Source organism: Bifidobacterium sp. N5G01, from assembly GCF_002742425.1.
GTDB classification, from domain to species: Bacteria; Actinomycetota; Actinomycetes; order Actinomycetales; family Bifidobacteriaceae; genus Bifidobacterium; species Bifidobacterium hominis.
Genome location: NZ_NJNP01000001.1, coordinates 827,786 through 852,246 on the forward strand (window position 1 = coordinate 827,786; position 24,461 = coordinate 852,246).

17 protein-coding genes are annotated in these 24,461 nt (G+C 56.0%); 5 read left to right on the forward strand and 12 right to left on the reverse strand.

The window, feature by feature from the left end; all coding sequences use genetic code 11:
- Nucleotides 1-109: 109 nt before the first annotated feature.
- Nucleotides 110-346 carry a glutaredoxin family protein gene (locus tag CE168_RS03565; RefSeq protein ID WP_003833732.1) on the forward strand — a complete coding sequence of 79 codons (237 nt, stop codon included), beginning with the start codon at nt 110-112 and terminating at the stop codon, nt 344-346.
- 161 nt (nt 347-507) lie between these two features.
- On the opposite strand, the gene CE168_RS03570 is transcribed toward CE168_RS03565, so the two are convergent.
- Entirely contained in the window at nt 508-1,779 is a 1,272-nt protein-coding gene (locus tag CE168_RS03570; protein ID WP_099571119.1) for a putative ABC transporter permease, read from the reverse strand.
- A 372-nt stretch (nt 1,780-2,151) separates the two neighbouring features.
- Here CE168_RS03570 and CE168_RS03575 point away from each other — a divergent pair, with 372 nt between their 5' ends.
- From CE168_RS03575 to CE168_RS03585, 3 genes are read left to right on the forward strand one after another with little or no spacing between them, the layout of a single operon-like run.
- Complete coding sequence (locus CE168_RS03575) at nt 2,152-4,899, forward strand: YhgE/Pip domain-containing protein (RefSeq protein WP_099571120.1); 2,748 nt, start codon at nt 2,152-2,154, stop codon at nt 4,897-4,899.
- A complete protein-coding gene (locus CE168_RS03580; RefSeq protein WP_099571121.1) occupies nt 4,896-7,088 on the forward strand; it encodes a YhgE/Pip domain-containing protein in 2,193 nt (730 codons plus the stop codon). The genes CE168_RS03575 and CE168_RS03580 overlap by 4 nt, the downstream gene beginning before the upstream one ends.
- A complete protein-coding gene (locus CE168_RS03585) occupies nt 7,085-7,738 on the forward strand; it encodes a TetR/AcrR family transcriptional regulator (protein ID WP_099571122.1) in 654 nt (217 codons plus the stop codon). The genes CE168_RS03580 and CE168_RS03585 overlap by 4 nt, the downstream gene beginning before the upstream one ends.
- Nucleotides 7,739-7,877: 139 nt before the next feature.
- On the opposite strand, the gene CE168_RS03590 is transcribed toward CE168_RS03585, so the two are convergent.
- The 8 genes from CE168_RS03590 to CE168_RS03625 all read right to left on the reverse strand — a co-directional run bounded on the left by CE168_RS03590 (nt 7,878) and on the right by CE168_RS03625 (nt 18,026).
- Nucleotides 7,878-8,435 (reverse strand): FMN-binding protein, encoded by a 558-nt coding sequence (locus tag CE168_RS03590; RefSeq protein ID WP_099571123.1) that lies wholly within the window; start codon nt 8,433-8,435, stop codon nt 7,878-7,880.
- 88 nt (nt 8,436-8,523) lie between these two features.
- On the reverse strand, nt 8,524-9,345 hold the full coding sequence (locus CE168_RS03595; RefSeq protein ID WP_099571124.1) for an ABC transporter ATP-binding protein: 822 nt from the start codon (nt 9,343-9,345) through the stop codon (nt 8,524-8,526).
- 2 nt (nt 9,346-9,347) lie between these two features.
- Nucleotides 9,348-10,568, reverse strand: a complete 1,221-nt coding sequence (locus CE168_RS03600; protein ID WP_099571125.1) for an ABC transporter permease — start codon at nt 10,566-10,568, stop codon at nt 9,348-9,350.
- Between the two features lie 125 nt (nt 10,569-10,693).
- Nucleotides 10,694-12,058 carry an ABC transporter permease gene (locus CE168_RS03605; RefSeq protein WP_099571126.1) on the reverse strand — a complete coding sequence of 455 codons (1,365 nt, stop codon included), beginning with the start codon at nt 12,056-12,058 and terminating at the stop codon, nt 10,694-10,696.
- 16 nt (nt 12,059-12,074) lie between these two features.
- The gene (locus CE168_RS03610; protein ID WP_099571127.1) at nt 12,075-13,346 is read right to left on the reverse strand and encodes a DUF2318 domain-containing protein; all 1,272 of its coding nucleotides are present in this window, start codon (nt 13,344-13,346) and stop codon (nt 12,075-12,077) included.
- A gap of 345 nt (nt 13,347-13,691) precedes the next feature.
- On the reverse strand, nt 13,692-14,354 hold the full coding sequence (locus CE168_RS03615) for an iron transporter (protein WP_022244781.1): 663 nt from the start codon (nt 14,352-14,354) through the stop codon (nt 13,692-13,694).
- A 91-nt stretch (nt 14,355-14,445) separates the two neighbouring features.
- Nucleotides 14,446-16,209, reverse strand: a complete 1,764-nt coding sequence (locus CE168_RS03620) for an FTR1 family iron permease (protein ID WP_099571128.1) — start codon at nt 16,207-16,209, stop codon at nt 14,446-14,448.
- Nucleotides 16,210-16,601: 392 nt separating this feature from the next.
- Complete coding sequence (locus CE168_RS03625) at nt 16,602-18,026, reverse strand: MFS transporter (RefSeq protein WP_442861940.1); 1,425 nt, start codon at nt 18,024-18,026, stop codon at nt 16,602-16,604.
- Between the two features lie 217 nt (nt 18,027-18,243).
- Between CE168_RS03625 and CE168_RS03630 the strand changes: the two genes are divergently transcribed.
- Nucleotides 18,244-19,260 (forward strand): FAD:protein FMN transferase, encoded by a 1,017-nt coding sequence (locus tag CE168_RS03630; RefSeq protein WP_099571129.1) that lies wholly within the window; start codon nt 18,244-18,246, stop codon nt 19,258-19,260.
- 16 nt (nt 19,261-19,276) lie between these two features.
- Here CE168_RS03630 and CE168_RS03635 read toward each other — a convergent pair whose 3' ends face one another.
- From CE168_RS03635 to CE168_RS03645, 3 genes are all read right to left on the reverse strand, one after another.
- The gene (locus CE168_RS03635; RefSeq protein ID WP_099571130.1) at nt 19,277-20,410 is read right to left on the reverse strand and encodes an ATP-binding protein; all 1,134 of its coding nucleotides are present in this window, start codon (nt 20,408-20,410) and stop codon (nt 19,277-19,279) included.
- 214 nt (nt 20,411-20,624) lie between these two features.
- On the reverse strand, nt 20,625-22,457 hold the full coding sequence (locus CE168_RS03640) for an ABC transporter ATP-binding protein (protein ID WP_099571131.1): 1,833 nt from the start codon (nt 22,455-22,457) through the stop codon (nt 20,625-20,627).
- Nucleotide 22,458: 1 nt separating this feature from the next.
- The gene (locus tag CE168_RS03645; protein WP_099571132.1) at nt 22,459-24,426 is read right to left on the reverse strand and encodes an ABC transporter ATP-binding protein; all 1,968 of its coding nucleotides are present in this window, start codon (nt 24,424-24,426) and stop codon (nt 22,459-22,461) included.
- Nucleotides 24,427-24,461 lie beyond the last annotated feature (35 nt).

A 24,461-nucleotide genomic window follows, 5' to 3' on the forward strand; every position in this document is an offset into this window, starting at 1 on the left:
CGGTAGTGTGTATGCTAGATAGTGGCTTGCGTAAGCGAGCATAACCGAAGAACGTGGCCGACACGGCTTTCGCAAACGACGGAAGCCATTTGCATAGGGAGGAAATCGAATGACCGTGACCGTCTTCACCAATCCGAGCAACCCGCAATGCGAAGCCACCGAACAGGAGCTTGCAAAGCTGGGCGTGCGTTACGATACCGTTGACCTGACGAAGAACCCGTCCACCTTCGAACAGATCAAAAACGCTGGCTTCAAGCAGATTCCGGTAGTCATCTCACCAAACTCCTCGTGGAGCGGACACAGGCCAGATCTGATCCGCCAGCTCGCACAAAGCTTCGCCGCATAAGCAAGTAGAAGTCGCAGTGCACCGAGTCCGCGAAGGCAGTGCGGGCACAGGTCACATGCAGCCGTGCACGGCGCGACCAACAGCGGACGTCACCATCCGCGTTCTTCCACAAAGCTTCGCCATCTAGTCCATAAAGCAGTCATCCATAAAGCAGTCAACCACTACATGCGGCTGGCCGTGGACGGGTCGAGCGTCATGGTCTGGAACCGATTGGCCATGAAGTCGTCGTCGAAATACGTGGCGAAGAATTGCGAAACAGGCGAATTCTGCGCAATACCCGCCATACGCGAATACCAGGAATCCAGCGCCATCAACGTCATCACACCGTCAACGAAAATTAGAGCGAAACACACCGCCGTCAACGTATAGCGAATCTTCCACGGAATACGCTGAATCATCGCAAGCAAATGCGGCAGAATCAGCTTCACCCACACCAAGCCGAGTATTCCCCAGAAAAACATGTATTTGCCGGATGTGCGCCCATCAATCGACAGCCATTGACCCGTGTAATCCCACGCGCGAATACCGAACGCAACCTCCATGAACCAGCTGGTGAAATATTCGAACGCGCCGCCAATCACCGCGCTCGCGCAGAAAATCAGCATCCAATTCGACCGCCACAAGTGGTTGAGCAACACCGTCAGAATCACCGCGCCAAAACCGTAGATAGGCGAGAACGGCCCCCACAAAAAACCGGCGCGATCCTGCCATTCGCCGAACAGCACATAGTGGTACAGCGTCTCCACTACCAGACCAAACACGCAACCGACCACAAACAGCCAGAACAAGTTGAAGAAATCCAACGAAATGTAGCCCTTGCCAGTCAGATCACGGCCGGCCATACCCTTCGAAACAGCCGTCTCATACTCGCTGCGCGCATCCAAACGACGAAGCGCGAACCGCAAACGTCGTTCCTCGCGCAGCGACGGATCAGCCGTGATATGCAACGCAACCAATACGAGCAGCTGCACGGTCGGACTGATCAGATTCACGCCCAAACCCTGCAACGCCAACGACAATAGGCCTTCCACAAGCGTGAGCGGAATCATCAAATACGTCCATTGCGCGATATGCCGACGCTTGTTGAGAATCAGCAGCACGCCGAAAATCGCAAGGCATGCGGTGGAGACCAGCAGCACTGCAGCATGAATAATCGACAGAATAGTGGTGAGATTCAGCGCGCCAAACGCCAGTTTGCCGGAAAGCGCGGCGTGGACTGCGTACAGGCAGGAAATCACGATGATCGGCAACGTCACCACGCCTTCGACCAGCATGACGATGCCGTAGATGCGTGCAATCAGCGGCAGTCTGCGATCAGCCGGATTGTCATCATCTTCCGCTGATTGCGATTGCGTAATAATGCCCGCTTCTTCGATGGCTGCGATTTTGGTTTCGTCGGCGATGGCCTCGCTCACATCTTCAATCTTGCTCATGCTTGTTCGTCCTCCCTAGAACAACGCTACCAAAACCCAATCGCAGTGCGCTACACGAGATGATTGTTTGCGCGCAACGCGCACAACCTGCGATTTCTGTCTGCGCAAGTCACATGTCATCCCGCAATCACAAGATGTGCAGACAGCAGACTCGACGTGCACATACACAGAATGCAAGTTACGCGGTCGCCAACAGCAAGATTCACAGTCCTGCCGCGGTTTGTCGTGTTTATTTCAGTCATGGACGGAGCGCATTTACGCCTGTGCCCAAATTTGTCCGAGAGCGGGTATTACGATACGGGAGGCGTAGCGCTACGAATAACGTATCGCTACGTGCCAACACGGTCGAACATCCATTGGACTGGGGAGACAATGCGCAACGTACTGCAGATTCTGCGTCGTGACCTCAAACGACTCGTCACCGTACCTGCCGCTTGGGTCATCATGATCGGCATAACCATCATTCCGCCGCTGTACGCATGGTTCAACATCTACGGATTCTGGAATCCGTATGGCAATACCCAAGGCATCAAAGTTGCCGTAGCCAACGTCGACAAAGGCACCGACAACGCCCTGCTCGGCAAAATGAACCTCGGCGACCAGATCGAAGACACGCTGAAAGACAACGACCAGCTTGGCTGGGAATTCATGGGCAAGGCCGAAGCGATGGAAGCGGTACAGTCCGGCGACTGCTATGCGGCGATCATCATCCCCTCCGATTTCAGCGAGGATCTCGCCAACGTCGTGACCGACAGCAAGAACCGGCCGACGCTGGAATACTATGTCAACGAAAAATCGAGCCCGATCTCCCCGAAAATCACCGATCAAGGCGCGACCACCGTCGACCGTACCGTCAACAACACCTTCGTCTCCACCGTCAGCGAAGTACTCACTAAAGCCGTGAACTCCGCGAATGACACCATCAACGGCAAAACCAACTCCTTCGTCAACGAAACCACAGCAGAACTCGACAAAACCCAGAAGAACGTAAGCCTCATCCGCTCCACCATCGAAGATCTTGACGCGCAGCTCGCCAACGTGCCGCAACAAACGCAATCCGCCCGTCAGGCAATGAACGACGTGCAGCTGGCCGCAGCAAGCGCAGGCAAGGGCTTGGCGAACACCGCCACCGCCATCAGCACCGCGCAAAACGGCCTCAATACCTTCACTTCCAACGCCAACACCGCTTTGGAGAACGGTTCCGGTCTGATTTCGCAGGCCGCCAGCGACACCACCACCAGCATCAACAAGGTGACCACGGCCGTCTCTTCCGCAAGCGGCACCGCACAGCAGGCCGTTAGCAACATGCAAAGCGTGACCGACAGCAACGCCCAGCTCATCGAGAAGCTCAAGAACGTCAGCGACAACGCGCAGTACCAAGACATCATCAAGAAGCTCGAAGACACTAACAACACGGCCGCTGGCACGCTCAACGACCTCAAAACGTTGAGCGAGAACACACAATCCACGTCCGACAGCGTGTCCAAACTCGCCACCGACTTCAACAACAGCACGCAAAATTCGCTGAAAAGCATGGGAGATGCCCGCAACACGTTGAATTCCGGTGCGCTCCCCCAGCTCAACTCCGGTCTGAGCTCGCTCGCCATGACCGCCGGCACACTGTCCGGCACCGTAACCAGCCAGACCACCGTGGTCAACCAGACCTCCGCCGTGCTCGACCAACTCGACCAGGTGGCGAACGACACCCGTACCACGTTGCAGAACACCGACAAGCAGCTCGAGCAGGTGGAGAACAAACTCATCACCGTCAGCACCGATCTGAAAGCGCTCGGCAGCGTCGACATGCTGAAAAGCCTGACCGGCGGCAGCTCCCTCGACACGGAGAAAATCGCCTCGTTCATGCAGTCCCCCACCGTGATCGACACGAAGAACGTGTACCCGATAAACTCCTACGGTTCCGGCATGGCTCCGCTCATGACCAATCTGGCCCTATGGGTGGGCGCGTTCGCCTTCGTGGTGATCTTCAAGGTGGAAGTCGACGATGAAGGCCTCGAAGGCCTCGACCTGACCGCTTCCGAAAAATATTTCGCCCGCTACATGCTGCTCGGCATCATGGGCGCGGCCCAAGGCACGATCACCACCATCGGAGACCTGCTGCTTGGCGTGCAGACCGTGAACGCACCGCTGTTCGTACTTACCGGCGCCATCACATCGCTGGTATATCTGAGCATCACATTCGCACTATCGACCACGTTCATGCATATCGGCAAGGGATTGTGCGTCGCGTTGATTATCGTGCAGATTCCGGGCGCTTCCGGCCTGTATCCGATTGAGATGATGCCGAAATTCTTCCGCATGGTCTACCCGTTCGTGCCATTCAGTTATTCGATTGACGCGTTCCGCGAGACGATTGCCGGCTTCTACGATGGGCATTGGCTCAAGTCGATTGGCACGCTGCTGCTGTTCGCCGTGGCCGCGTTCTTCATTGGACTTGCGATTCGCCCGCTGCTGGTCAATCTCAACCGTCTGTTCGCCCGTCAGATCAAGGAAAGCGACATGATCATCGGCGAGGAAGTGCAGCTTCCGGAACGCGGATACAACGTATCCCAAGCCATTCAGGTGCTTGCCGACAAGGGCGGCTACCGTGAGGCGATCGAGGAACGCGCAAGCCGTTTCGCTGAACTGTATCCGAAGTTCAAGCGTGGCGCGCTCATCGCTGGTTTCATTGTGCCGGTGATCCTGGTGCTGATCTTCTCCTTCACCAACGGCGAGAAAAGCGTAGTGCTTGCCACCTGGATCATCTGGGTGCTGCTCATCATCGGATTCCTGATGGTCATCGAATACATGCGTTTCAGCCTGCAACGCCAGGTGGAACTCGGCAGCCTCAGCGACGAAGCGATTCGCGAACAGCTGGTGGAACGCCAAGCTGCAAGGCTGCGCCGCAAGAAGCGCGCGCAACAAATCAGGCGAGACAAGCTGATGCGCAAGGCACAACGAAGAAAACACGAAACCAAACAGGCGATCGCCAACGTCGCAGACACCAGCCAAGCCGATGCCGACGGCATCGCAACACTGGTGCAGGCCATGAACGTAGCCGGCAACACCGGCACAGCGAGCAACACCAATCCCAACGGTAACAGCGAAAGGAGCAACGCATGAAAAACATCTGGAAACTGTTCGTCGGCGACGTTCGACGCCTGACCAGCAACATCGTCTCCATCATCATCGTTACCGGACTGGTGGTGATTCCGGGTCTGTTCTCTTGGTTCAACATCAGCGCAAGCTGGGATCCGTTCGCCAACACCGGCAATCTGAAATTCGCCGTCGCCAACGACGATGAAGGCTACAAGTCCGACCTCATTCCAGTGAAGATCAGCATCGGCGACCAGGTGGTCAACACCTTGCGCGCCAACGACCAGATGGACTGGACCTTCACCACCAAAAAAGAGGCCATCGACGGCACCAAATCCGGCAAATACTATGCGGCAGTGGTGATTCCGAGGGATTTCAGCACCCGCATGATGACGTTCTTCACCGCGGACGGCGACCATGCCACGCTCACCTACTACAACAACGAGAAGAAGAACGCACTCGCTCCGAAGATCACCGGCCAGGGAGCCGACACCGTGGCAGCACAGATCAACGAAATGTTCTCCGAAACGTTGACGAGCACCGCGCTCAACATCGCCTCGCAGCTGGCCGATGAGCTTGACAAACCGGAATCGCAGGCCACGCTCACCAACTTCAGCAACAACATGGGCAATTTCGCGAACACGCTCACAGACACGTCGTCCGCATTGACCACGTTCAGCTCGCTGACGTTGAGCGCGCAGAACCTGCTCGACAGTTCCAACAGCCTGCTTTCCAACGTGAGCGGCAGCGCGAAGAACGCCGTCAACGAGCTCAAACAGTCGAAGAACGGCATCAATGATCTGACCGGAGCCGTCAAAACCAGCACGAATGCGTTGAGCACCGCGTTGAGCAGCTCATCGAACAGCTTCGGCGCTGTCTCCACCGATATTGACAGCGTATTCAACAATGCGGGCACCCAAGCCGGCAATACGGCCACCGCCCTGCGCAATCAGGCTGCGAACGTATCCAAGCAGGCGCAAGGCTATCAGAACATCTACGATGCCCTCGACGAGCTCAGCAACAACAATCTGGTGCCGGAAATCGCAAAAATCGCCATCGACCGTCTCAAAACCAACGTAGGCGCGACCATTACGCAACTCAACGATCTAGCGAACTCACTCAACACCAGCGCCGACAATATCGATGCGAAAGTGAGCGACACCACAGCCGACCGCGAGCGCGTGAGCCAGCTTGCCCAGCAGGCGAAGGCCTCCATCGACGGCATCAAAACCGATTTCGACAGCCAGCTCAAGCCGCAGCTCAACGATATTTCCGATTCGATCAGCAGCACGGCCACCGCATTGAGCAGCACGGCCGCCGATCTGAAGGGCGCGTTGGGAGATCTCAACAGCACCACGAAGTCGGCAGGCAAGCAGCTGACCAATATTCGCACGGTGCTTGATTCCACCGCCGAAAGCCTCACTAAGGCGAGCACCGCGCTGTCTTCGTTCAATGGCACGCTTTCCGACGCGCTGAACAGCGGCAATATGGGCACCGTCAAGGAAGTGCTCGGCAACAACACGGATTCGTTGGCGGCGGCTCTTGCGGCGCCCGTCCAGGTGAAGCGCACGGCTGTGTTCCCTGTGGAGAATTTCGGCTCGCAATTGGCTCCGTTCTACACGATTCTGCCGTTGTTCGTGGGATCGCTGCTTATGGCCGTAACACTCAAGACCACGGTGTCGCGCAAGAATCGTGAGGAGCTCGACAATCCGAAGCCGCATCAGCTGTTCCTCGGCCATTATGGCGTGTTCGCCGTGATCGCACTGTTGCAGAGCACGTTCTCGCTGGGCGGCGGCCTGCTGTTCCTGCACATTCAGGCGGTGCACCCGTGGCTGTTCATGTTGACCGGCTGGGTGGCCTCCCTCGTGTTCTCGTTCTTCACCTACACGATGGTGGCGAGCTTCGGCAACGTGGGCAAGGCCATTGGCGTGCTGACGCTGGTGTTGCAGATTTCCGGCGCGAACGGCGCGTATCCGCTTGCCGTGCTGCCGAAGATCATCGGCGATATCAGCCCGTTCCTGCCGGCCACGCATGCGATTACGGCATTGCGTGCGGCCATTGCCGGTATTTACAACAACGATTATTGGCATGCGCTCGGCTCGCTGCTGCTGTTCCTGATTCCGCTGCTGCTGATTGGCTTGGTGCTGCGTATTCCGCTGGTCAAGTTCAATAAGTGGTATGTGGCGAAAGTGGAAAGCACCAAGGTGATCTCATGATTACCGGAGTGCATGAGGCGGTTTCCGGAGCCGTTTCCGATGTGGTTTCCGACGCGGTCAGTGACGTGCATGTGGCTGTTCGCAAGGTGCATAGCCGCCGCGAGCAGCTTCGTGAGCAAACCGATCATAAGATTATGAAGGCCACGCTTGCGATTGTGATTTCCGATGGCGTCGGCGCGGTGACCATCGAAGAGGTCGCTCGTCGTTCCGGCGTTGCGAAAACCACGATTTATCGCCGCTATAAGAATGCGGATGATCTGTTGCGCCGCGTGCAGCTGGAAGTTGCGGGATTGCCGGATTTCAGCGATGTCGAGTTGTCGAAAAACGGTCTGCTGACGATACTGCAACGCATTCAGGGCTGTTTTTTCGACAGTGAGCTTGGTTTGAAGGCCGTCGGTGTGGTGCTTTCTTCCGATAATCCTTCGTTGAATGCGATTGCCGATCAAGTGCTTGTTCCTGCGGAAAAGCGTTTTTCTGAGTTTGTTGAACGCGGCATGAAAGCCGGAATGTTCCGTAATGGATTGGACCCGCAATTCCTGTTCAGCACGATACTCGGCTCCATGCTCGCCTGTAAGGCGTTGCATGGCGACGCAAGTATTCCTTGGCCTGAGAACATGGCGGATGTTCTGTGGCCCGTTATGGCCGTCTGAAAGGCATTGCAGAGCAGAGTTGCACGTAGTAGTATCTGAAACTAATGAGCGCCCCCGCTACGGCCTTTAATCACTCTTTGGGTGAGGCTGTAGCCGGGGCGCTCATTGTACGTTTGCAGACTTTTCGCCGCTACTGGGCCTACTGGATCGACGCTTCCTGACGGGCCACGTCCAACGCCTTGTTGAACGCTTCCGACGTCCAGCTGGCACCGGCCACCTTGTCTACCTTGAGATCTTTGAGCGGCTTGCCGTCCACCACGCCGTTGATGGCTTCGGCGAACGCATTCTGGTGCTTTTTGGAGATGGACGTGAACGGATGCCCGATAACCTCCACATTGGTGACGGTCTGATCTTTGACCGTCACATGCACGTCGATGGTGTCTTCGCCCACAGGCCCGTACTGGCCGTTGATCGAATAGGTACCGTCGGCATAGTTGCCGGTGTCTTGCTTGTCGGATGTAGTGCTGTTCGGATCGTCGGCATGGTTTTTGACGTCCGTATCCGCAGAATCGCCGGAGTCGGTGGCGCTACCGCTGTTCTTCGAATTTTTTTCCTGCGATTGCACGCTTTCGCCGGAATTTCCGGCATATTCGTCGTCCATTGGCGTCGCCTTGGGTTCGCCGCATGCCGACAGCAATGCAAGGCTTGCCGCAGACAGTGCGATTACTTTGATCGCATTCGATGATTCGTTGCTCATGTTCGCTCCGTACGATTCGTCAGTGCTATGGCTTGGATTGTTCGGCTGATTTCAGTACGATTTCAACGCGATTTCGGCTGATTTCAGCTTATTCCTCACCACCGGTTTTCGCGGCTTTGGTCGGGTCGGCGAAGCTGATGGCCGTCTCGCCATTCTGTGCGCCTTCCGCAGCGGAACCGGTGTATGCCGGCTTGCCACCCGCCTGCTCATAGGCTTTCTTTGCGGCTTCATCATTCCACTTCTCACCGACGAGCACGCCATGGTTGAGCATGATCTCGCGCTGGGCGCAGGATGCGACAAGCGCATCATGGGTCACGACGATGATGGTAGTGCCCTGTTCGTGCAGTTGGCGGAACAGGTCAAGCACGATCTTCTCGTTCTTTTCGTCCAAATTGCCGGTCGGTTCGTCGGCAAGAATCAGTTTCGGACAGTTGATGAGCGCACGTGCGATGCACACGCGCTGCTGTTCGCCGCCGGAAAGCTGACCGGGCAAATGGTGAGCACGCTCCTTCAGACCGACGCGCTCCAACGCTTCCATCGCCTGCTGCTCGTTGACTACGGAATGGTAGTACTGCGCCACCATCACGTTTTCCACAGCCGTCAGATGCGGCACCAAATAGAACTTCTGGAACACCAAGCCAATCATGTTCTTGCGCACGTCGGCAAGCTGCTTGGCGTTCAAATCCTCCAACTTGCGGCCTTCCAGCATGACGGAACCCTTCGAAGGAGTATCCATGCAGCCAATCATGTTCATCAGCGTGGTTTTGCCGGAACCCGACGAACCGACAATCGCAAGCCATTCACCTTGCGGAACCGTCAAAGTCAAATCGTCGACGGCACGCAAATCGCCGTAAATCTTGGAAATATGATCCAATTCAAGCAACGTATTCAACGTATTTTCGGAACTCATGATTATTCCTCCCTCAAAACGATGGCGGGGTCGATACGGGTTGCGCGGCGAACCGGCGGGATGGATGCGATGACGGCGATGAGCACGCTCAACAGCAGCGAGGCGACGCCCAACAGCCAGTTGAAGCCGATGGCACGCTCGAATACGGACACGCACAGCACGCGGGCCAGCAGGTAGCCGATGGCAGTGCCGATCAAGCCGCCAATCAGTCCGTAGATGGCGGATTCCACATAGAATTCAATGCCGATGGCGTGCGAGGATGCACCCAAGGCCTTGCGCAGGCCGATTTCATTGCGTCGCTGCGAGACGATGGAGCTGATGGTGGTGCCCACGCCCACAAACGTCAGCACGAGCACGACCAGCGACACGATCCAGAACAGGGTTTGCAGCATGGCGATGATGCGAGTGTCGGATGAGGTGATTTTGGTGACGGTCTGCGCTTTCACGCCGGTTGACGGATTCGCGTTGATCGATTTGACGACGTCGTTGAGTTCGCTACCTACCGCATTGACGGAATATTCGATCACGTCCGCACCGCGTTTGGAACCGGACAGTTTGGCCACGTCAGCGTTGACTGCGTAGACGATTTCGTCTTCGCTGCCGCCCGTATCGACGATGCCTCCGACACGAAATTCAGTGCCGGTGTTCTCCATAATGTCGGACGAAACACGGCCGTTTTCCGTGACTTGCGCTTCGGTTTGGCCAAGAGCGCCGGAATCCTGCGCATCGTCGGATGCGCGGTAGCCGATGGTTACGGTCGAACCGATGGAGACACCGAGCGCGTCGGCCACGTCACGGCCGAGCATCACATTACCTTCGCTGGGCCAATCGCCGGTTACGTTCCAATGATGGTTGAGCGCTTTCACGTCTTTGGTTATGATGCCGGCCATCGTGTATGGCGCGGAATTGATGCGCACGCTTTCATACCGGTAGGCGGCGGAACGGGCACTGTACGAACCTTTCACCATCTGGTTCAACGCTTTGACGGTATCGGTGTCGATGCCGTGGGACTTTTCGGCTGATTCGGACGGCGTGACGATAAGATTCGCGCCATACGCACGCATTTCCTCGTTCATTTGCTGTGGAACGGCAATACACGTTGCCGCAAGGCAGAACAGCGTGGCAGCGCCCACCATGGAAGCGATCACGGCCATAACGGCTCGAGAACGGCGGCGGAACACCGCACCCCACAGCATGGTGAAGAACATCTTGCGATTAGTCATCTCATGCCCCTTACGGACTGTCTTGAACTCACCTACCATGCAACACCTCCGCAGACGAACAGCACAGTGCGCTGTTCGTGACCGAGGCCGCAGCCGCGGCCGAGTTTACGGAACCCAAGTTGAAATCAGCGGCCATGCAAGACCTCCGCGGGTTTGAGTCCCAGAATCGAACGGATCGACGAGAACGATGCGATCAGCACGGTGAGCGTCAACAATACGAACACCAGCACAAAAACCATTGGACGCATCGTAATGCCGGAACCGAATACCACATGTCCCACAATCTGCGCGACACCGGAACCCAACAGCGCACCGACAATCGCACCAACCAACGAAATCACAGCCGTTTCAGCGAGCATCAGGCGAGAAACCGCGCCATCGGTGGCACCAATCGCCTTCAGCAACGCCAATTCGGAACCGCGTTCGCCAATCGAGGCGGCCATCAGATTCGCCACCGCGATAGCGGCCGCAACCAGCGAAAGCACGGTCATCAGCACCATCACCGCCTGCGTTTTCTGCAGTACATCGCCCTGCAATGCGGCCACCTGACGTACCTGCTTGGCTACGGAACCGGGAATAACCTCTTCGATCTGGTAGGCGATGGACGAAGGGTACGCGGTGCAATACCAGGTTTCCCACTCGTCTTGCGTAAGCGCGTTCGGATTCTTCGACGCCTTACGCGCCAAATCATTGTCCGGCGTGGTCAGAGCCTTGACTTCGATCTTGTCGATGGAATCAGGCAGATTCGCAAGCACCTGCGCGGTGGATGACGGAATGTACATCGCATTGTTGTCGCTATCGCCGGAATCGTAAATGCCGGTAATGGTGATCTGCTGCTTGTTGCGGCTGCCATCGGCCGTGGTTTTGTAGAGGGTTACGGTGTCTCCCGTAGCCACGCCGAGCTTGGATGCGAGCGTGGTGCCGATCAGACCTTGCGCGCTATCATCTTTCGGCCAAGAGCCGTCAAGCTTCCACCACGAACGCATGCCGTTCATGCCCGCCACCGTGGATTCGCCGGAATCCATGTGCAGGGTCTTCGCGAACCATGTGCCTACAATCGGCACTCCGGAAGCCTTACAGGAGCTGGAATCCGCCGATGCCGCCGATTCGGACGCGCAGTTCACGTCAGCATGGATATTAAGTTCGGGGGCAAAATTCGTGATATTGAACGCCCAGAAGATGGTTTTGATCTTCGGCACATCCGATTCCTTCAAAAATGTGGTCGGATCGGATTCGGAAGTACCGGAAGCGCTGCTGTCAGCGTCACCACCCATGTTGTACAGGTCGTTGACGACGGCATCAGCCTTAGGCTGCACGATGATGTTGGAACCATACGTCGACAGTTCGGCGTTCAGCTTGTCTCCAACGTCGAACACCACACCCAACATGGCCACGCTGACCGTGGCCGACAAGCACACGGTGACCGCGATCAACAGCCTGCGTTTGAACTGCCTGCTGAACGAGCGGAAAATCATTCGAAGAAAGAACATGACTACCTCTTTCCGCTCACTGGAAATGCGTCGACAATGCGTCGAGCGTTGAAGTTTGGATTACGATTTTGCCGGATTCAACCTGATAATCGAACGGTACCGGATTGCATCCGCCCTTGAATCCGATAGTGGCGAGGTTGATGGCGACATCGCACTTCTTGCAGATGATCTTGCCATCCTTCTCGTAATAGCCCGCGTCACCGCAGTTGTCACATGCGTCAAGACCGACACCGTACGCTCCACCATTTTTCTTGATGATGATGAAACGCATCACCGTGCCGTCTTTCGCCTTATATTGGAAGCGATGCAGATGACCATCGTTGATCTGACTGAATTTGATGGTGGCCACGCCGTCGCTCAGCGAATAATCCTCAGGCGGAGACAGCGTAATAACCTTCTTCGTTTGCGCCACACCATACGTGAGCGCGAACGTGATGCCAATCATCGCAACAAGGCTCCATGCACCGGCCGCCTTCGCACGGCGACGGAACGCGATATGCGATCGCACAATGGCCTCGTTGGCACCTTCCGGCTTGATCTTGAAGCCCATCACAATGCTGGCAATCACCGGAATAATGAACACCAGCACCATGGCAATGACCATATGACGCTGATGATTAATGCACCACACCAACGCCAGGAACGCTTCCGTAGGGAAATGAACAATGCGCTTGGACTGCAAAATCTGCGCAAGATCAGTGAAATGCGAAACAAACAGCAGCGCAATCAACAGCAGCACAGCCGTAGTGAACGACCAACGAATCGCAGTGGAACGCATCGTACGGAAAATCAACGCCGCAACAATCGCAGTGACCACACCCAACGCGAAACCAAGCGCACGAAGGAGCATATCCGAAGTGAAAATCGGATCTCCCGGCTCCACGAAAATCGTAAGTCGCAAAATAACATCAGGCAATGCACGGAAGGTGGTGGCGGCGATTGCAAGAGAGCCAATAAGATTCGCAATATCAAGCAACGCGCGATGATCATGCCAATTCGTAGTGATGCGACGTGCGAACAGCGCAATAACGAACACCGCGATATCGAAAATCACACAACACCACAACGTAGGGTAATTGACGAACGTACGCTGATTGATCACCGCGGACGCACGCAACGCGGCGAACACAATGGCACCCGCGAATCCGATAACAAAGCCCGCAAGACGCCAGTACGCGCTCAACGGCTTGTCACGCCCCTCACCGACCGTGAGCATCACGTTCAGCGCCATAATCAGCAAAGCCGGTGCCAGCGTTCCCTGCAACACCGTGACGTACTGCGTCAGCATCTCACACCTTTCGTTATATATCCCTGTCAAAGCCTAGTGAATTCGGCACACAAAGGGAACCCCCTTACCAAGATTCCCCCAAAAGCGCGTTATCTCCCAAAAGCGTATCCCCTAAAACGCAAGAGAGCGGTTGCTTGGATGGTTGTTCGACCGTAGGCTCGGCCAAACGGCCTTGAGCGCGTCGAACGACTATCCAGGCAACCGCGAACGCCGTACCCATATTCGCGCTACTTGCATACGTTTCGCGATACGTGAACGGCGTTAACCACGAGTTGAATCTCAACATGAATTCAGGCTTACATCCAAACCATTTCGCTTGGCATGTGCCGGAACTCACGTTTCAGATCACCACTCCTGCGGGGTGTAGTTCCACTCCGGGAAAGTGACCTCGAGCGGCTCGGTCCAGAAGCGGCCCTTAACGCCGGTTTCCGGATCAACATGCAGCATCCAACCCTTCTTCTCCGGAGATTCGATCTTCAGCACGAGCTTGTAGGAGCCAGCCTCGTCGAGCTTGACGTTGGCGCCGTAGTGCGGGCCGTCGGAAGCGTTCATCTGCATGAAGGTACCGGAACCAACGGTCTCGTTGTTCGCGTTGTTGATGATCTCGTAGTTCACGGTCAGATCCGGCACGAAGTCGCCCTTGCCATAGCCGAGCTCGGTGCCCTTCTCGTTGGCATGGATGTCGGCTTCCAGGTGGAAGGAAGCGTCGGCAGCCTTCAGGCCCATGCCGGACGGTTCCATATCGATCGGCTGGAAGTACACGGCGTTGACGGTCAGAGCGTCAACATCCTGATCGGAGTGCTTCTCGTCGACCTGAATCTCTTCGAAGCCGGCGCCGTTGCTGTCATCAGCGCTGGAATCGCTGGATTTGTCGGTGGTGTCCGAAGTGGAGGTGTCGGACTTGGCATCGGATGCGGAATCGTTGGAGTTGCCGCATGCGGACAGGGAGAAGGCCATGGAGCCGGCCAGCAGGATGCCGAGCAGGGCGGCGATCTTCTTATTCTTCATTGTTTTTTCTCTTCCTTTTCTTTGGTCCCTTGAGGAACGTTGGAAACTTATGGAAATCTCTAAATCTTTACTTGTGATTATTGATTGGCGCTTACTTAGCCTGTTCCGCCTGCGCGGCCAACTTCATCCTGTGTTTCTTAATGAAACCGACCACGAACAGCACAACCACCGCGATCGCGGCAATCACCTGTGCCGTAATCGTTTCGACGTACGGATACAAGCCGATCCAATCGTTAGTTGGCACGCTGCTCAAGTAGGTGCCTTCAATAAGATCACCCTCGATGAGCGCATGGATGCCGCCACCCGCGAAAATCACAACCAGCACGGCCATCAAAATCGAAGTGACGAGGAAGAACGGGCCGATCGGAATCTTCACCGAAGTGAATCGCAGAATCAGGAAGATGACGATCAGCACCGCGGCGGCGGCCAGACCGCCAACCCACATGCCGTGCGCATCCTGGCTCATGGAGTAGATGGACTCGTAGAAGATCACCGTTTCGGCGCCCTCACGGAACACGGCGAGGAAGCTCAGCATGGCAAGCGAGGTGATCATGCCCAAGCCCAGTCTCTGACCGGATTCGACCTTGCTTTGCGCGCCGGCCACAGCCGCTTCGGTCTTATTCCTGATGTAGTTGTTCCACGCTTCCACGGAGCTCTTGTTGAGCATCCAGTTACTGGTCCACAGCAGCATGAGAGTGGCGATAAGCGCGCACACGCCTTCGGAAATCTCCTGAATCGGGCCGGAACCGCCGAACAGGAACGTAAAGAGTACGGCGACCAAACCGGAACCGGCCAAACCTGCGACCACGCCAAGGTAGATCCACCTAGTGAAACGCTCGTTGCCGGACTTCACCAGGTAGGCGATCACTGCGGCCACCACCAGCAGCGCTTCGAGGCCCTCACGGATCAGAATGAGGAACGCCTGGCCGGCGGAGCTGGTGACGAGCTTGGTGAAGCCGTTGACATTGCCGGACGCGCCACCGTCAAGGGTGGCCGCGTCTTCCACGATCCAGCTCTTCAAATCGTCGACATGCTGCTTGATTTCCTTGTCGGAACCGCCATCGCGCATGATCTTACGAGTCATCTTGAACTGGTATTCGACCTGCGAAACACGGTCGCCGGAAATCACGTTCATCACGTTCTTTTCGAAGCCGAGTTTCTCGTAGTACTGGTAGTAGGCGTTGTTGACCAGCGTGGAGCCTTCGTTGCCCTTGCCGGAAGCGGCGGCTTCGTACGCCTGATCGAGAATGACGGTCATTTCGCCGGCAACGTCACTCCACGTGCGGTCGCCTTTGCCTTTGGAAGAATTCTTCTTGGCCGCGTCGAGCTTCTTGCGCTCTTCGGCGGTTTGCGCGGCACGCTGCTTCGCGTATTCCTTAGGATTGGCGAGGTCTGCGTTCGTGTCGAGCGTTTGCGCGGTTGCGTTGATTTCGGCGGCCAGCGCGTCGATTTTGGCTGCAATGGCGTCGCCTTGGTCCTGCTGGTAGGCAAGACCTTCAAGATCGGTGAATTGCTGCAGCAGTTCCTTCTGCTTGTCAGCGCTGATTGTGTCATTGACGACCTTCGAAAAATTGGACGCGTCGTAGCCAATCCAATGCGCGGTCTGAAAATCAGTGCCAGCCTGACCGTAATTGCCGTCATTGTAGTCTTTTTCGGCGGTCGCAAGCTGGTCTTCGATGTTCTTCGCAGCGGCAGCCCAGGAATCAAAATTCGTTTGACCGTCATCGGCGGCGATTGCCGACTGCGGGACCACGGTAGTCGCGAAAAGCGTGGTCAATGCGATCAGCAATGCCGCGATGAACGCGACAAGGCGACCGAACGCACCTGTAGCCCGCTGCGTATCGCAGGATGACATAAGACCGCTTCCTCTCTCAGCCGTTCATAATCCGATTCGCATGTGCGCCATCTTTGCCGTACGCACAGTGCGCACCGACTTCACAAGATAGAACGAAAAAAATTGAAATAACAGTCTTGATTTTTTGGCAGTTTTGTTGTAAACACCCATAAAACGGTGGAATTCCGCCATTCTTATTTTCTGCGATCCGCGCGCGTCGTCTCACATAGTGATTTTTTGAAGCGCTTTCGCCGTTCCTCTCCATGCATATTCGTGCGATTGGAAGATTCGGGAATTGGGAGATTTGGGATGGAACTGGACTTTCTGACCTCACGATTCCGCCCTGGTGACCTCACGATTCCGAAAAAGCAACGAAAAACAAAATCGTGAGGTCAGCGGGCGCATGGACGGAATCAGGATTCGAGCACGTCAAGCACCTTGCGTTCGTTGTAGAACGCGAACACCACACCGCCGATGCCGCACAATACCGCGGCGCAAACAGCCGCGATACGATAGCCGGCGCCCGACGCCATGCCAATCGTGCTCACGCCGGTAAACAGCAGCATCGCCACCGACTGACCCATCTTCATCGCAAACGTGCGAGCCGCATAGAACATGCCCTGACGATCCTGACCGGTCGTTTTCGAGCTCGCGTCGGCAATATTCGCAACAATCGCCTGCGGAAGAATACCGAATGCAGCCATCGGAATCGCACCGACAATCGAAAGAATCAAGCCCTGTGCCATTGGCGGAATCGCAGCAAGCAAGCCGGAACCGAGCGCACCGGCAAATGCGAACGCGCATGTGAAAATCACGAAAGCAACCAGTAGAATCCGCTTCTTGCCAACACGGTTCGCCAACAGATTCACCGGCAGATAGAACAGCACGGAAACCGCGGTCATGAGCACGAAATAGATGGTGGTCGTGGTCTCGGGAAGTTTGAGCAGGCTTGTCACGAAGAACGGCAAACCAGTCTGGAATGTAGTGATCGCAACCCAATAGACCACGTCGGAGCAGACGAACTTGCGGAATTCGCCGTCGCCGAACGTCTGCTTCAGCGATTCGATGGTCGACTCGAACGTGGGCTGCGAGTTGACGTAATCGCGTTCCTTGATGGTGAGCGGCGGAACCAGCATGCACACGAATGCGATGGCCGCCATGATGGTGAACGTCAAACGAATGGCGTTCACACGCCCCAAGCCCGGCACGAAACCAGCCCAAATCACCGGTGCCACGTACGCAATGGCGGTGCCGGCCACCCACGTGAACGAAATGGCGGTGGAGATGGTGAGCTGCTGTTTGGAATCGTGACCAAGCTCGGCGATCAGCGCGTTGTAGGGCGTGCAGTAGAACGTGAGCGCAATGTAGTAGCCGATCACCGTGACGAACAGGAACGCGCCGTTGATCCAGCTCGTATCGTTGATTGGACTCCAAAACACCAGCACGGTGACGAGGGCGAGCGGAAGGGCCGCAAATTTGAGGAACGGCATGCGACGACCGGATTTTGATGTGCAACGGTCGGAAAGACTTGCCACGGCCGGATCCACGAATGCGTCAAAGAAGCGGGCGAACGCGGTGATGCCGCCGACCACTGTCACTATGCCAAGCACGGCAAGGCCTTGCGGCACGAACACGGTTTGCCCTTGCGAGATGGTTTCGTTGTCGGGCTGGTAGAAGTAGACGAGCCAATTCGAAATAATGCCGGAAAGTAGCGCCCAGCCGAATTGGCCGACGGCGAAAGCCCAGACTTTGGGCATCGGCAGGCTCTTCACCGTTTTTGTTGTGCGCGTGGTTGTGTTTGCGTTCGTGACCGTACCTGCGTTATCGACGTGCCCCATACCAACCTCCCTGTTGACACCTTGTCAACCACTGTACCACCTGACTTACAGCTTCGTCTCTTTCTCGACACTGCCGACCTCGCGATTTTGTTTTTCGCCGCTTTTTTAAAATCGTGCGGTCAAATAATCGAAATCATGCGATCAGAAAGAGCGAAACCCTGAATCGTGCGGTCAGAATCAGCTGATTTCTCATTGCACACACGCTAGCATCGGAAGCATGGATTTTTTGGGGCAGCGCATGCCGTATGTTACGGCGTTTTCCAAAGCACTCGGCACCGGCATGATGATTTCCGCGGATTCGCCGATCGGTGACGAGTCGCGTTCCGCAATGGAATCGCTCATTGAAGATTACGAACGCGTGCTGTCTCGATTCCGCAATAATTCGCTGACCGCAACGATTGGCAAGGCCGAGCATGGCGGAAGTTTCGATTTTCCGGATTGGTGCGCGCCGCTGTTCGACCTGTATGATGCGCTATTTTCCGCCACTTCCGGTGCGATTGATCCATGCGTCGGCGAGGATTTGATCCGACTTGGATACGATGCGTCGATGAGTTTCACGGTTACGCAGGATGCACCCGAACATTTGGGGGCATTGCGTGGACGCGCCACATGGGGGCAGGATGTGGAGCGTCACGGAACAACACTGGTCACGCGCGGCCCGGTGCAGTTGGATTTCGGCGCATGCGGCAAAGGCTATCTTGTCGATTTGCTTGGGCGCATGTTGCGGTCGACACAGTTTGTGATTGATGCGGGGGGTGATTTGCTGATTCATGCGGAACAGCCTATTTCCATCGCACTTGAGGATCCGGAAGATTCATCTCGTGCGATTGGAGTTGCGCACATCGTAAATGGTGCATTGTGCGCGAGCGCACCCAGCCGACGCCACTGGAACGTAGCCGTCAACGAGCGCACCCAAATCGCCATTCATCATCTGCTCAATGCCATCGACGGACTGCCAGCACAGCAGACCGAAGCCAGCTGGGCATACATTCCCTGCAATCCGCAGCATTTCAACAAGTTGCACCATACTGCCGATAAGTCGGCAAACGCAACGCCCGACATTGCGCGCGACTACCCCGCCGCCGTCGCGGACGGCCTGGCCACGGCCCTGTTCGTTTCCGAAGTAGCACAACTGCAACGCACGTTCGATTTCGCATACGCAACATTGAACGAATCCCGTCAAATCGCAGCCAGCCGCAACTTCCCGGCCGAACTTTTCCTGCGATCCGCATAACAGCCGAATCCCAAATCTAAAGCTGCTTCTTGAGATACTCCCCCAAATGCGGTACCGCGAACGCAAGTTTGCCATGCCCCGCAGCGCGAACAACCTGATCTTTAATCAGTGCGGCACGATACTTATTCACCCAGCTCCGACTGTGGCCCGTCCGAGCCTCAATGTCGCTAACTACAGTAACGTCGGGAACATCAACCGCCATTGCCTGTAAAAACTCCAATTCCGCCGATTTCAAACCGTCCAAAGCCGGAGCGCAAACGGCATCATCAAAAGCGATCCGTGCATCCGCAATGCCCGCATCAACGTCATCCAACGTGATTTCCGACGAATGCCGCCGTTGCGCCGACTGCCACATGTAGTACCCGACGAGCTGCACCATGTACGGGTATCCGTCACTCGCTTGAGCGGCCTTCCATGCATTGTCATCACTGATCGTTTTGCCGGAATCGACAACGGACTCAAGAAAAGCGTTCTTGACGTCCAATAACGGAACATTGTCTAGTTTGCATTGCACGGCTCTGCGAAGAAATGTGATGACGTCATCGTTGATGAGATCATTGACGATCGACGGAAGTCCCGCAAATACGATGGCAATACCCTTTTTCTCGCTGTCAGGCACGTTGGTTTCATCAATGGAAGTAATGACGTGCTGCACAGCGGTGGCGATGGCAACAAGATCATCAAGCGAGGCCGCTTGCGTTTCATCAATGGTGATGAGAATGCCTTTGCCTATTTTGCTGCTTTCCAGTCGTTTGGCAATTGCGTTCCGTAGGTTCAATGGCGAGGCAGATGACGAAATGGCGATTGATCCAAGACTTGCTCCCGCAATTCCTGCGATATTCACGGAAGGATTCAAACTTGCCTGATCAATACGCAAATTATGCGAATCAAGTGCTTCGATAAGACGCTGCGCCACACCGGGAGATGCGGTTTCGGAGATGGTTTCCCACTTGCGTTCGGACGCAATACGCCGAAATTCCGTGAGCAGCACTGTTTTGCCAAAACCTCGTTGGCCAATGACCAACATGATTCGCCCAGGAGCACCTGCACCGTTGTCAAGCGCTTCTGCGAACTGTTCAATGGCAGATTCACGTCCGACCAGCACCGGAGGCATCTTGCCAGCGGTCGGCTTGAATGGGTTCATCGCCATGGGGCTGCCTTACCTCGACTTTCGCATGAATACTACGCACGAATATGTACCAATGTACACGAAAATATACCAAAGTATACCGATGTATACGAAAGTATACGAAAGTGTACGAATGTACACGGGACGGGTGAAACAGATGACGCAAATAACGGGAGCCGCACGTCTTTTTTTTTGGGGGGGGCGTGCGGCTCCGTGAATCAGTCGACCCCGTGAATCAGTCGGTGAGGGCGAACTGGCTGTTGTAGATGTCGGCGTAGAAGCCGCCCTTGGCGAGCAGCTCCTCATGCGTACCGCTTTCCACAATGTCGCCATGGTTCATGACCAAAATCATGTCCGCATCGCGGATTGTGGACAGACGGTGCGCAATCACGAACGACGTGCGATCCACGGTCAGCGCGTCCATGGCCTTCTGAATCAGCTCTTCCGTACGCGTATCAACCGAAGAAGTAGCTTCGTCGAGAATCAGAATCGGCGCATCCTCAACCATGGCTCGCGCAATGGTGAGCAACTGCTTCTGACCCTGCGAAAGCGTGGCCTTGTCGTCAAGCACCGTGTCATAGCCGTTCGGCAGCGACATGATGTAGTGATGCAGACCCACGGCCTTGCATGCGTCCTCGATCTGCTTGTCAGTGACGCCCGGCTTCGAATACGCGATGTTTTCACGCACCGTTCCACGGAACACCCACGTATCCTGCAACACCATGGAGAACTGGTCATGCACGTTCCAGCGTGGCACGGACTTCGTATCCACACCATCAATCGCAATCGAACCGCCCGAAATCTCATAGAAACGCATCAGCAGATTCACCATCGTGGTCTTACCGGCACCGGTCGGACCAACAATCGCAACCTTCTGACCGGACTTCACCGAAGCGGAGAAATCGTTGATGATCGTCTTGCTCGGATCGTAACCGAACTTCACATGACTGAACTCAACGTCGCCGCGCACCGGTTTGCCGTTCACGCCGAGCAGCGCCTGCTTGTCGGATTCGTCGGCCATCTCCGGCTCTTCAAGGAAGCCAAACACGCGCTCGGAAGCGGCCGCGCAACGCTGCAGGTTCTGGAATGCCTGCGCGAACTGGGAAAGCGGCTGGGTGAACAGTCGAATGTACATCATGAACGCAACAATCACACCAAACTCGATCTTGCCATCCATCGCAAGCACAGCGCCAACCACGCACACAACCACGTAGCCGAAATTGCCGACGAAATTCATCAACGGCATCATCAAGCCGGAAAGGAACTGGCTCTTCCATCCCGAATCGTACAAATCGCCGTTGTACTTTTCGAACGCGCGAATCGAATCAGCCTCGCCGCAATACGCCTTGACCACGGTGTGTCCGGCATACATCTCTTCGACGTGACCGTTGACATCACCCAACGCGATCTGCTGGCGCGAGAAGTACTTCTGCGAAACCTTCATGATCACACCCATGATGAGCAGGCCAACCAGGCTGGAAACGATGGCGCACACCGTCATAATCACATTGTTGTAGAACATCATGATGAGCGCGCCCACGAACAGCGTGACCGACGTGATCAGCGAGCCGACCGACTGGCCGAGCGTCTGGCCGATGGCGTCCACATCGTTGGTGATGCGGCTGAGCACGTCGCCGTAGCTGACCTTGTCGAAATACTTGAGCGGCAGCTTGTTGATCTTCACGCTGATGGCTTCGCGCAGCTCCTGTGCAGTACGCTGTGTGACGTTCGCCATCATCCAGCTTTGCACGTAGCACAGCACCGCATAGCCCACATACAGCGCCACCAGCAGCCATGCGATGTGCGTGACCGCGTCCATATCGATCGCACCGAGCACCGGCTTGCCGTTGACCAGCGCAGGCAGGCCTTTGGAGATCTCGTTGGTCATGTCCTTGAGCTTGTCCGGACCGACGATCTGGCATACCGTGCCGATCGCGCCCAATACGAGCGCCACAATGATGGCGGGAATGTAGTGGCGGCAGAAATGCACCAGTTTCTTCATCACACCACCGAAATCCTGCGGTTTTTCAACGGCTCTGCGGCCGCGTCCCATAGGTCCTCCTGGCATGTCAGCGACCCTCGCTTTCGTTCAATTCGCTTTCGACGGACGGCTTGCCGGTTTCAATCGGTTTGCCGGTTTCGCCCGGCAGCTTGCTTTCGCCCGACTTGCCGCCGTTCAATTCGTCTTCGCTCATCTGAGACTGCGCGATCTGACGGTACACATCGCAGTTTTCCAGCAGTTCGCTGTGCGTGCCCTGGCCGACCACCTTGCCGTCGTCGAGCACCACGATGCGGTCGGCATCCATGATGGTGCCGATGCGCTGCGCGACGATTAGTTTGGTGGAATCCTTCGCTTCCTTGGCGAGCGCGTCGCGTACGGCACGATCGGTTTTGAAATCAAGTGCGGAGAAGGAATCGTCGAAAATCAGGATTTCCGGATGACGATAGACGGCACGTGCAATCGACAGACGCTGTTTCTGCCCGCCCGACACGTTCGATCCACCCTGCGAAATCGCGGAATCGTACTGCTTTTCCTTGGTTGCGATGAATTCGGTCGCCTGCGCGACTTCACATGCGTTACGCACGTCGGCGCGCTGTTCCGAAGTGAGTGTGCGATGCTCGTTTTGCGTTGCGATCAGCTCTTTTTCGCGCTTTCTGCCGGCCGCGGTCGAGGTATCGGCCATGTCGACGATGCCGGCATCGGTGGTGTCGAGCGGATTGTCGCCATAGCTGACATTGGATGCGATCGTTCCTTTGAACAGGAAGGATTGTTGCGGCACATATCCGATTCTGTCTCGTAATGCCTTGAGCGTGTAGTCGCGCACGTTAACGCCGTCGACGAGCACCTCGCCTTGCGTCGCGTCATAGAAACGCGGCACGAGGTTGATGAGCGAGGATTTGCCGGAGCCGGTGGAACCGATGAACGCCACGGTTTCGCCCTTCTTGGCGGTAAAGTTGATGCCTTCGAGCATGGCTTCGCGCGAATCCGGGTAAGTGAAGCACACGTTGCGGAATTCGATTTCGCCCTGCTTGCCCGCTTCGCCGGCGTCGCTGCGGGTGCCGTCGGTGATCAGCGGTTCGGTGTCGAGCACTTCGAGCACGCGCTGTGCGGACACGTCCGCTCGCGGCCACAGCACGAACACCATGCTCATCAGCAGGAAGCTCATGATCACCTGCACGGAGTAGCTGGAGAACACCACCATGTTGGAGAAGGTGGTGAGCTTGTCGGCCGCGTCGGCGGCGTCGATCAGGTAGGCGCCGATCCAGTACACGGCAAGCATAAGACCGTTCATGATGGTGTTCATCAACGGCATCATGAAGGCCATGGCACGGTTGGTGAATAGCTGGGTGTCGGTGAGTTCCTTGTTGGCCTTGGTGAACTTGGCTTCCTGGTAATCCTCGGCATTGTAGGCGCGCACCACGCGCAGGCCGGTGAGGTTCTCGCGCGCCACAAGGTTGATGTTATCGGTCAGTCGCTGCATGGACTTGAACTTCGGCATGACGAGAACCATGAGGATTGTAATGGAGACCAGCAGCACCACTACCGCGATACCGGTGGCGAGCGTCCATTCGAGACCGTCTCCCGCAATCTTGCAGACGGCCCAAACCGCCATAATCGGCGATTTGACGATCATCATCAATCCCATGGTGATGAACATCTGAATCTGCGTAATATCGTTCGTGGAACGCGTAATCAGCGAGGCTGTGGAGAATCGGCTCATTTCAGCCGGTCCGAATGATTCTACCTTGCGGAATTCCATGGAACGCAGACGCTGGCTGAACGATGCGCCGATGCGTGCCGCGAAATAGCCGGTGATGATGGCGCATGCTGCCGATCCAAGCGAAATAAGCAGCATTTTGCCGCCGGCGATCCAAATATCGTGCATTTCGCTGCCGGGGGTTTCCACGAGGGTGGTGATGTCGGACATGTAGTCCGGCAGGGTCAGGTCAAGCCAGATCTGCCCGACGATGCTGACCAATGCGATGAGCATCTGGCCTATCTCCGCTTTGGAGAGGTATCGCATAATGCGGAACATGCTTGGATTCCTTCTCTTGTGTTGCGTTTGAAGTT

Bases quoted from the DNA above. Each gene is read 5' to 3' on its own strand.
- CE168_RS03590 (WP_099571123.1), bottom strand. From the start codon at position 8,435: ATGAGCAACGAATCATCGAATGCGATCAAAGTAATCGCACTGTCTGCG.
- CE168_RS03620 (WP_099571128.1), bottom strand. From the start codon at position 16,209: ATGTCATCCTGCGATACGCAGCGGGCTACAGGTGCGTTCGGTCGCCTT.
- CE168_RS03570 (WP_099571119.1), bottom strand. From the start codon at position 1,779: ATGAGCAAGATTGAAGATGTGAGCGAGGCCATCGCCGACGAAACCAAA.
- CE168_RS03610 (WP_099571127.1), bottom strand. From the start codon at position 13,346: ATGCTGACGCAGTACGTCACGGTGTTGCAGGGAACGCTGGCACCGGCT.
- CE168_RS03600 (WP_099571125.1), bottom strand. From the start codon at position 10,568: ATGACTAATCGCAAGATGTTCTTCACCATGCTGTGGGGTGCGGTGTTC.
- CE168_RS03640 (WP_099571131.1), bottom strand. From the start codon at position 22,457: ATGCCAGGAGGACCTATGGGACGCGGCCGCAGAGCCGTTGAAAAACCG.
- CE168_RS03605 (WP_099571126.1), bottom strand. From the start codon at position 12,058: ATGTTCTTTCTTCGAATGATTTTCCGCTCGTTCAGCAGGCAGTTCAAA.
- CE168_RS03565 (WP_003833732.1), top strand. From the start codon at position 110: ATGACCGTGACCGTCTTCACCAATCCGAGCAACCCGCAATGCGAAGCC.
- CE168_RS03615 (WP_022244781.1), bottom strand. From the start codon at position 14,354: ATGAAGAATAAGAAGATCGCCGCCCTGCTCGGCATCCTGCTGGCCGGC.
- CE168_RS03585 (WP_099571122.1), top strand. From the start codon at position 7,085: ATGATTACCGGAGTGCATGAGGCGGTTTCCGGAGCCGTTTCCGATGTG.
- CE168_RS03635 (WP_099571130.1), bottom strand. From the start codon at position 20,410: ATGGCGATGAACCCATTCAAGCCGACCGCTGGCAAGATGCCTCCGGTG.
- CE168_RS03630 (WP_099571129.1), top strand. From the start codon at position 18,244: ATGGATTTTTTGGGGCAGCGCATGCCGTATGTTACGGCGTTTTCCAAA.
- CE168_RS03645 (WP_099571132.1), bottom strand. From the start codon at position 24,426: ATGTTCCGCATTATGCGATACCTCTCCAAAGCGGAGATAGGCCAGATG.
- CE168_RS03575 (WP_099571120.1), top strand. From the start codon at position 2,152: ATGCGCAACGTACTGCAGATTCTGCGTCGTGACCTCAAACGACTCGTC.
- CE168_RS03595 (WP_099571124.1), bottom strand. From the start codon at position 9,345: ATGAGTTCCGAAAATACGTTGAATACGTTGCTTGAATTGGATCATATT.
- CE168_RS03580 (WP_099571121.1), top strand. From the start codon at position 4,896: ATGAAAAACATCTGGAAACTGTTCGTCGGCGACGTTCGACGCCTGACC.
- CE168_RS03625 (WP_442861940.1), bottom strand. From the start codon at position 18,026: ATGGGGCACGTCGATAACGCAGGTACGGTCACGAACGCAAACACAACC.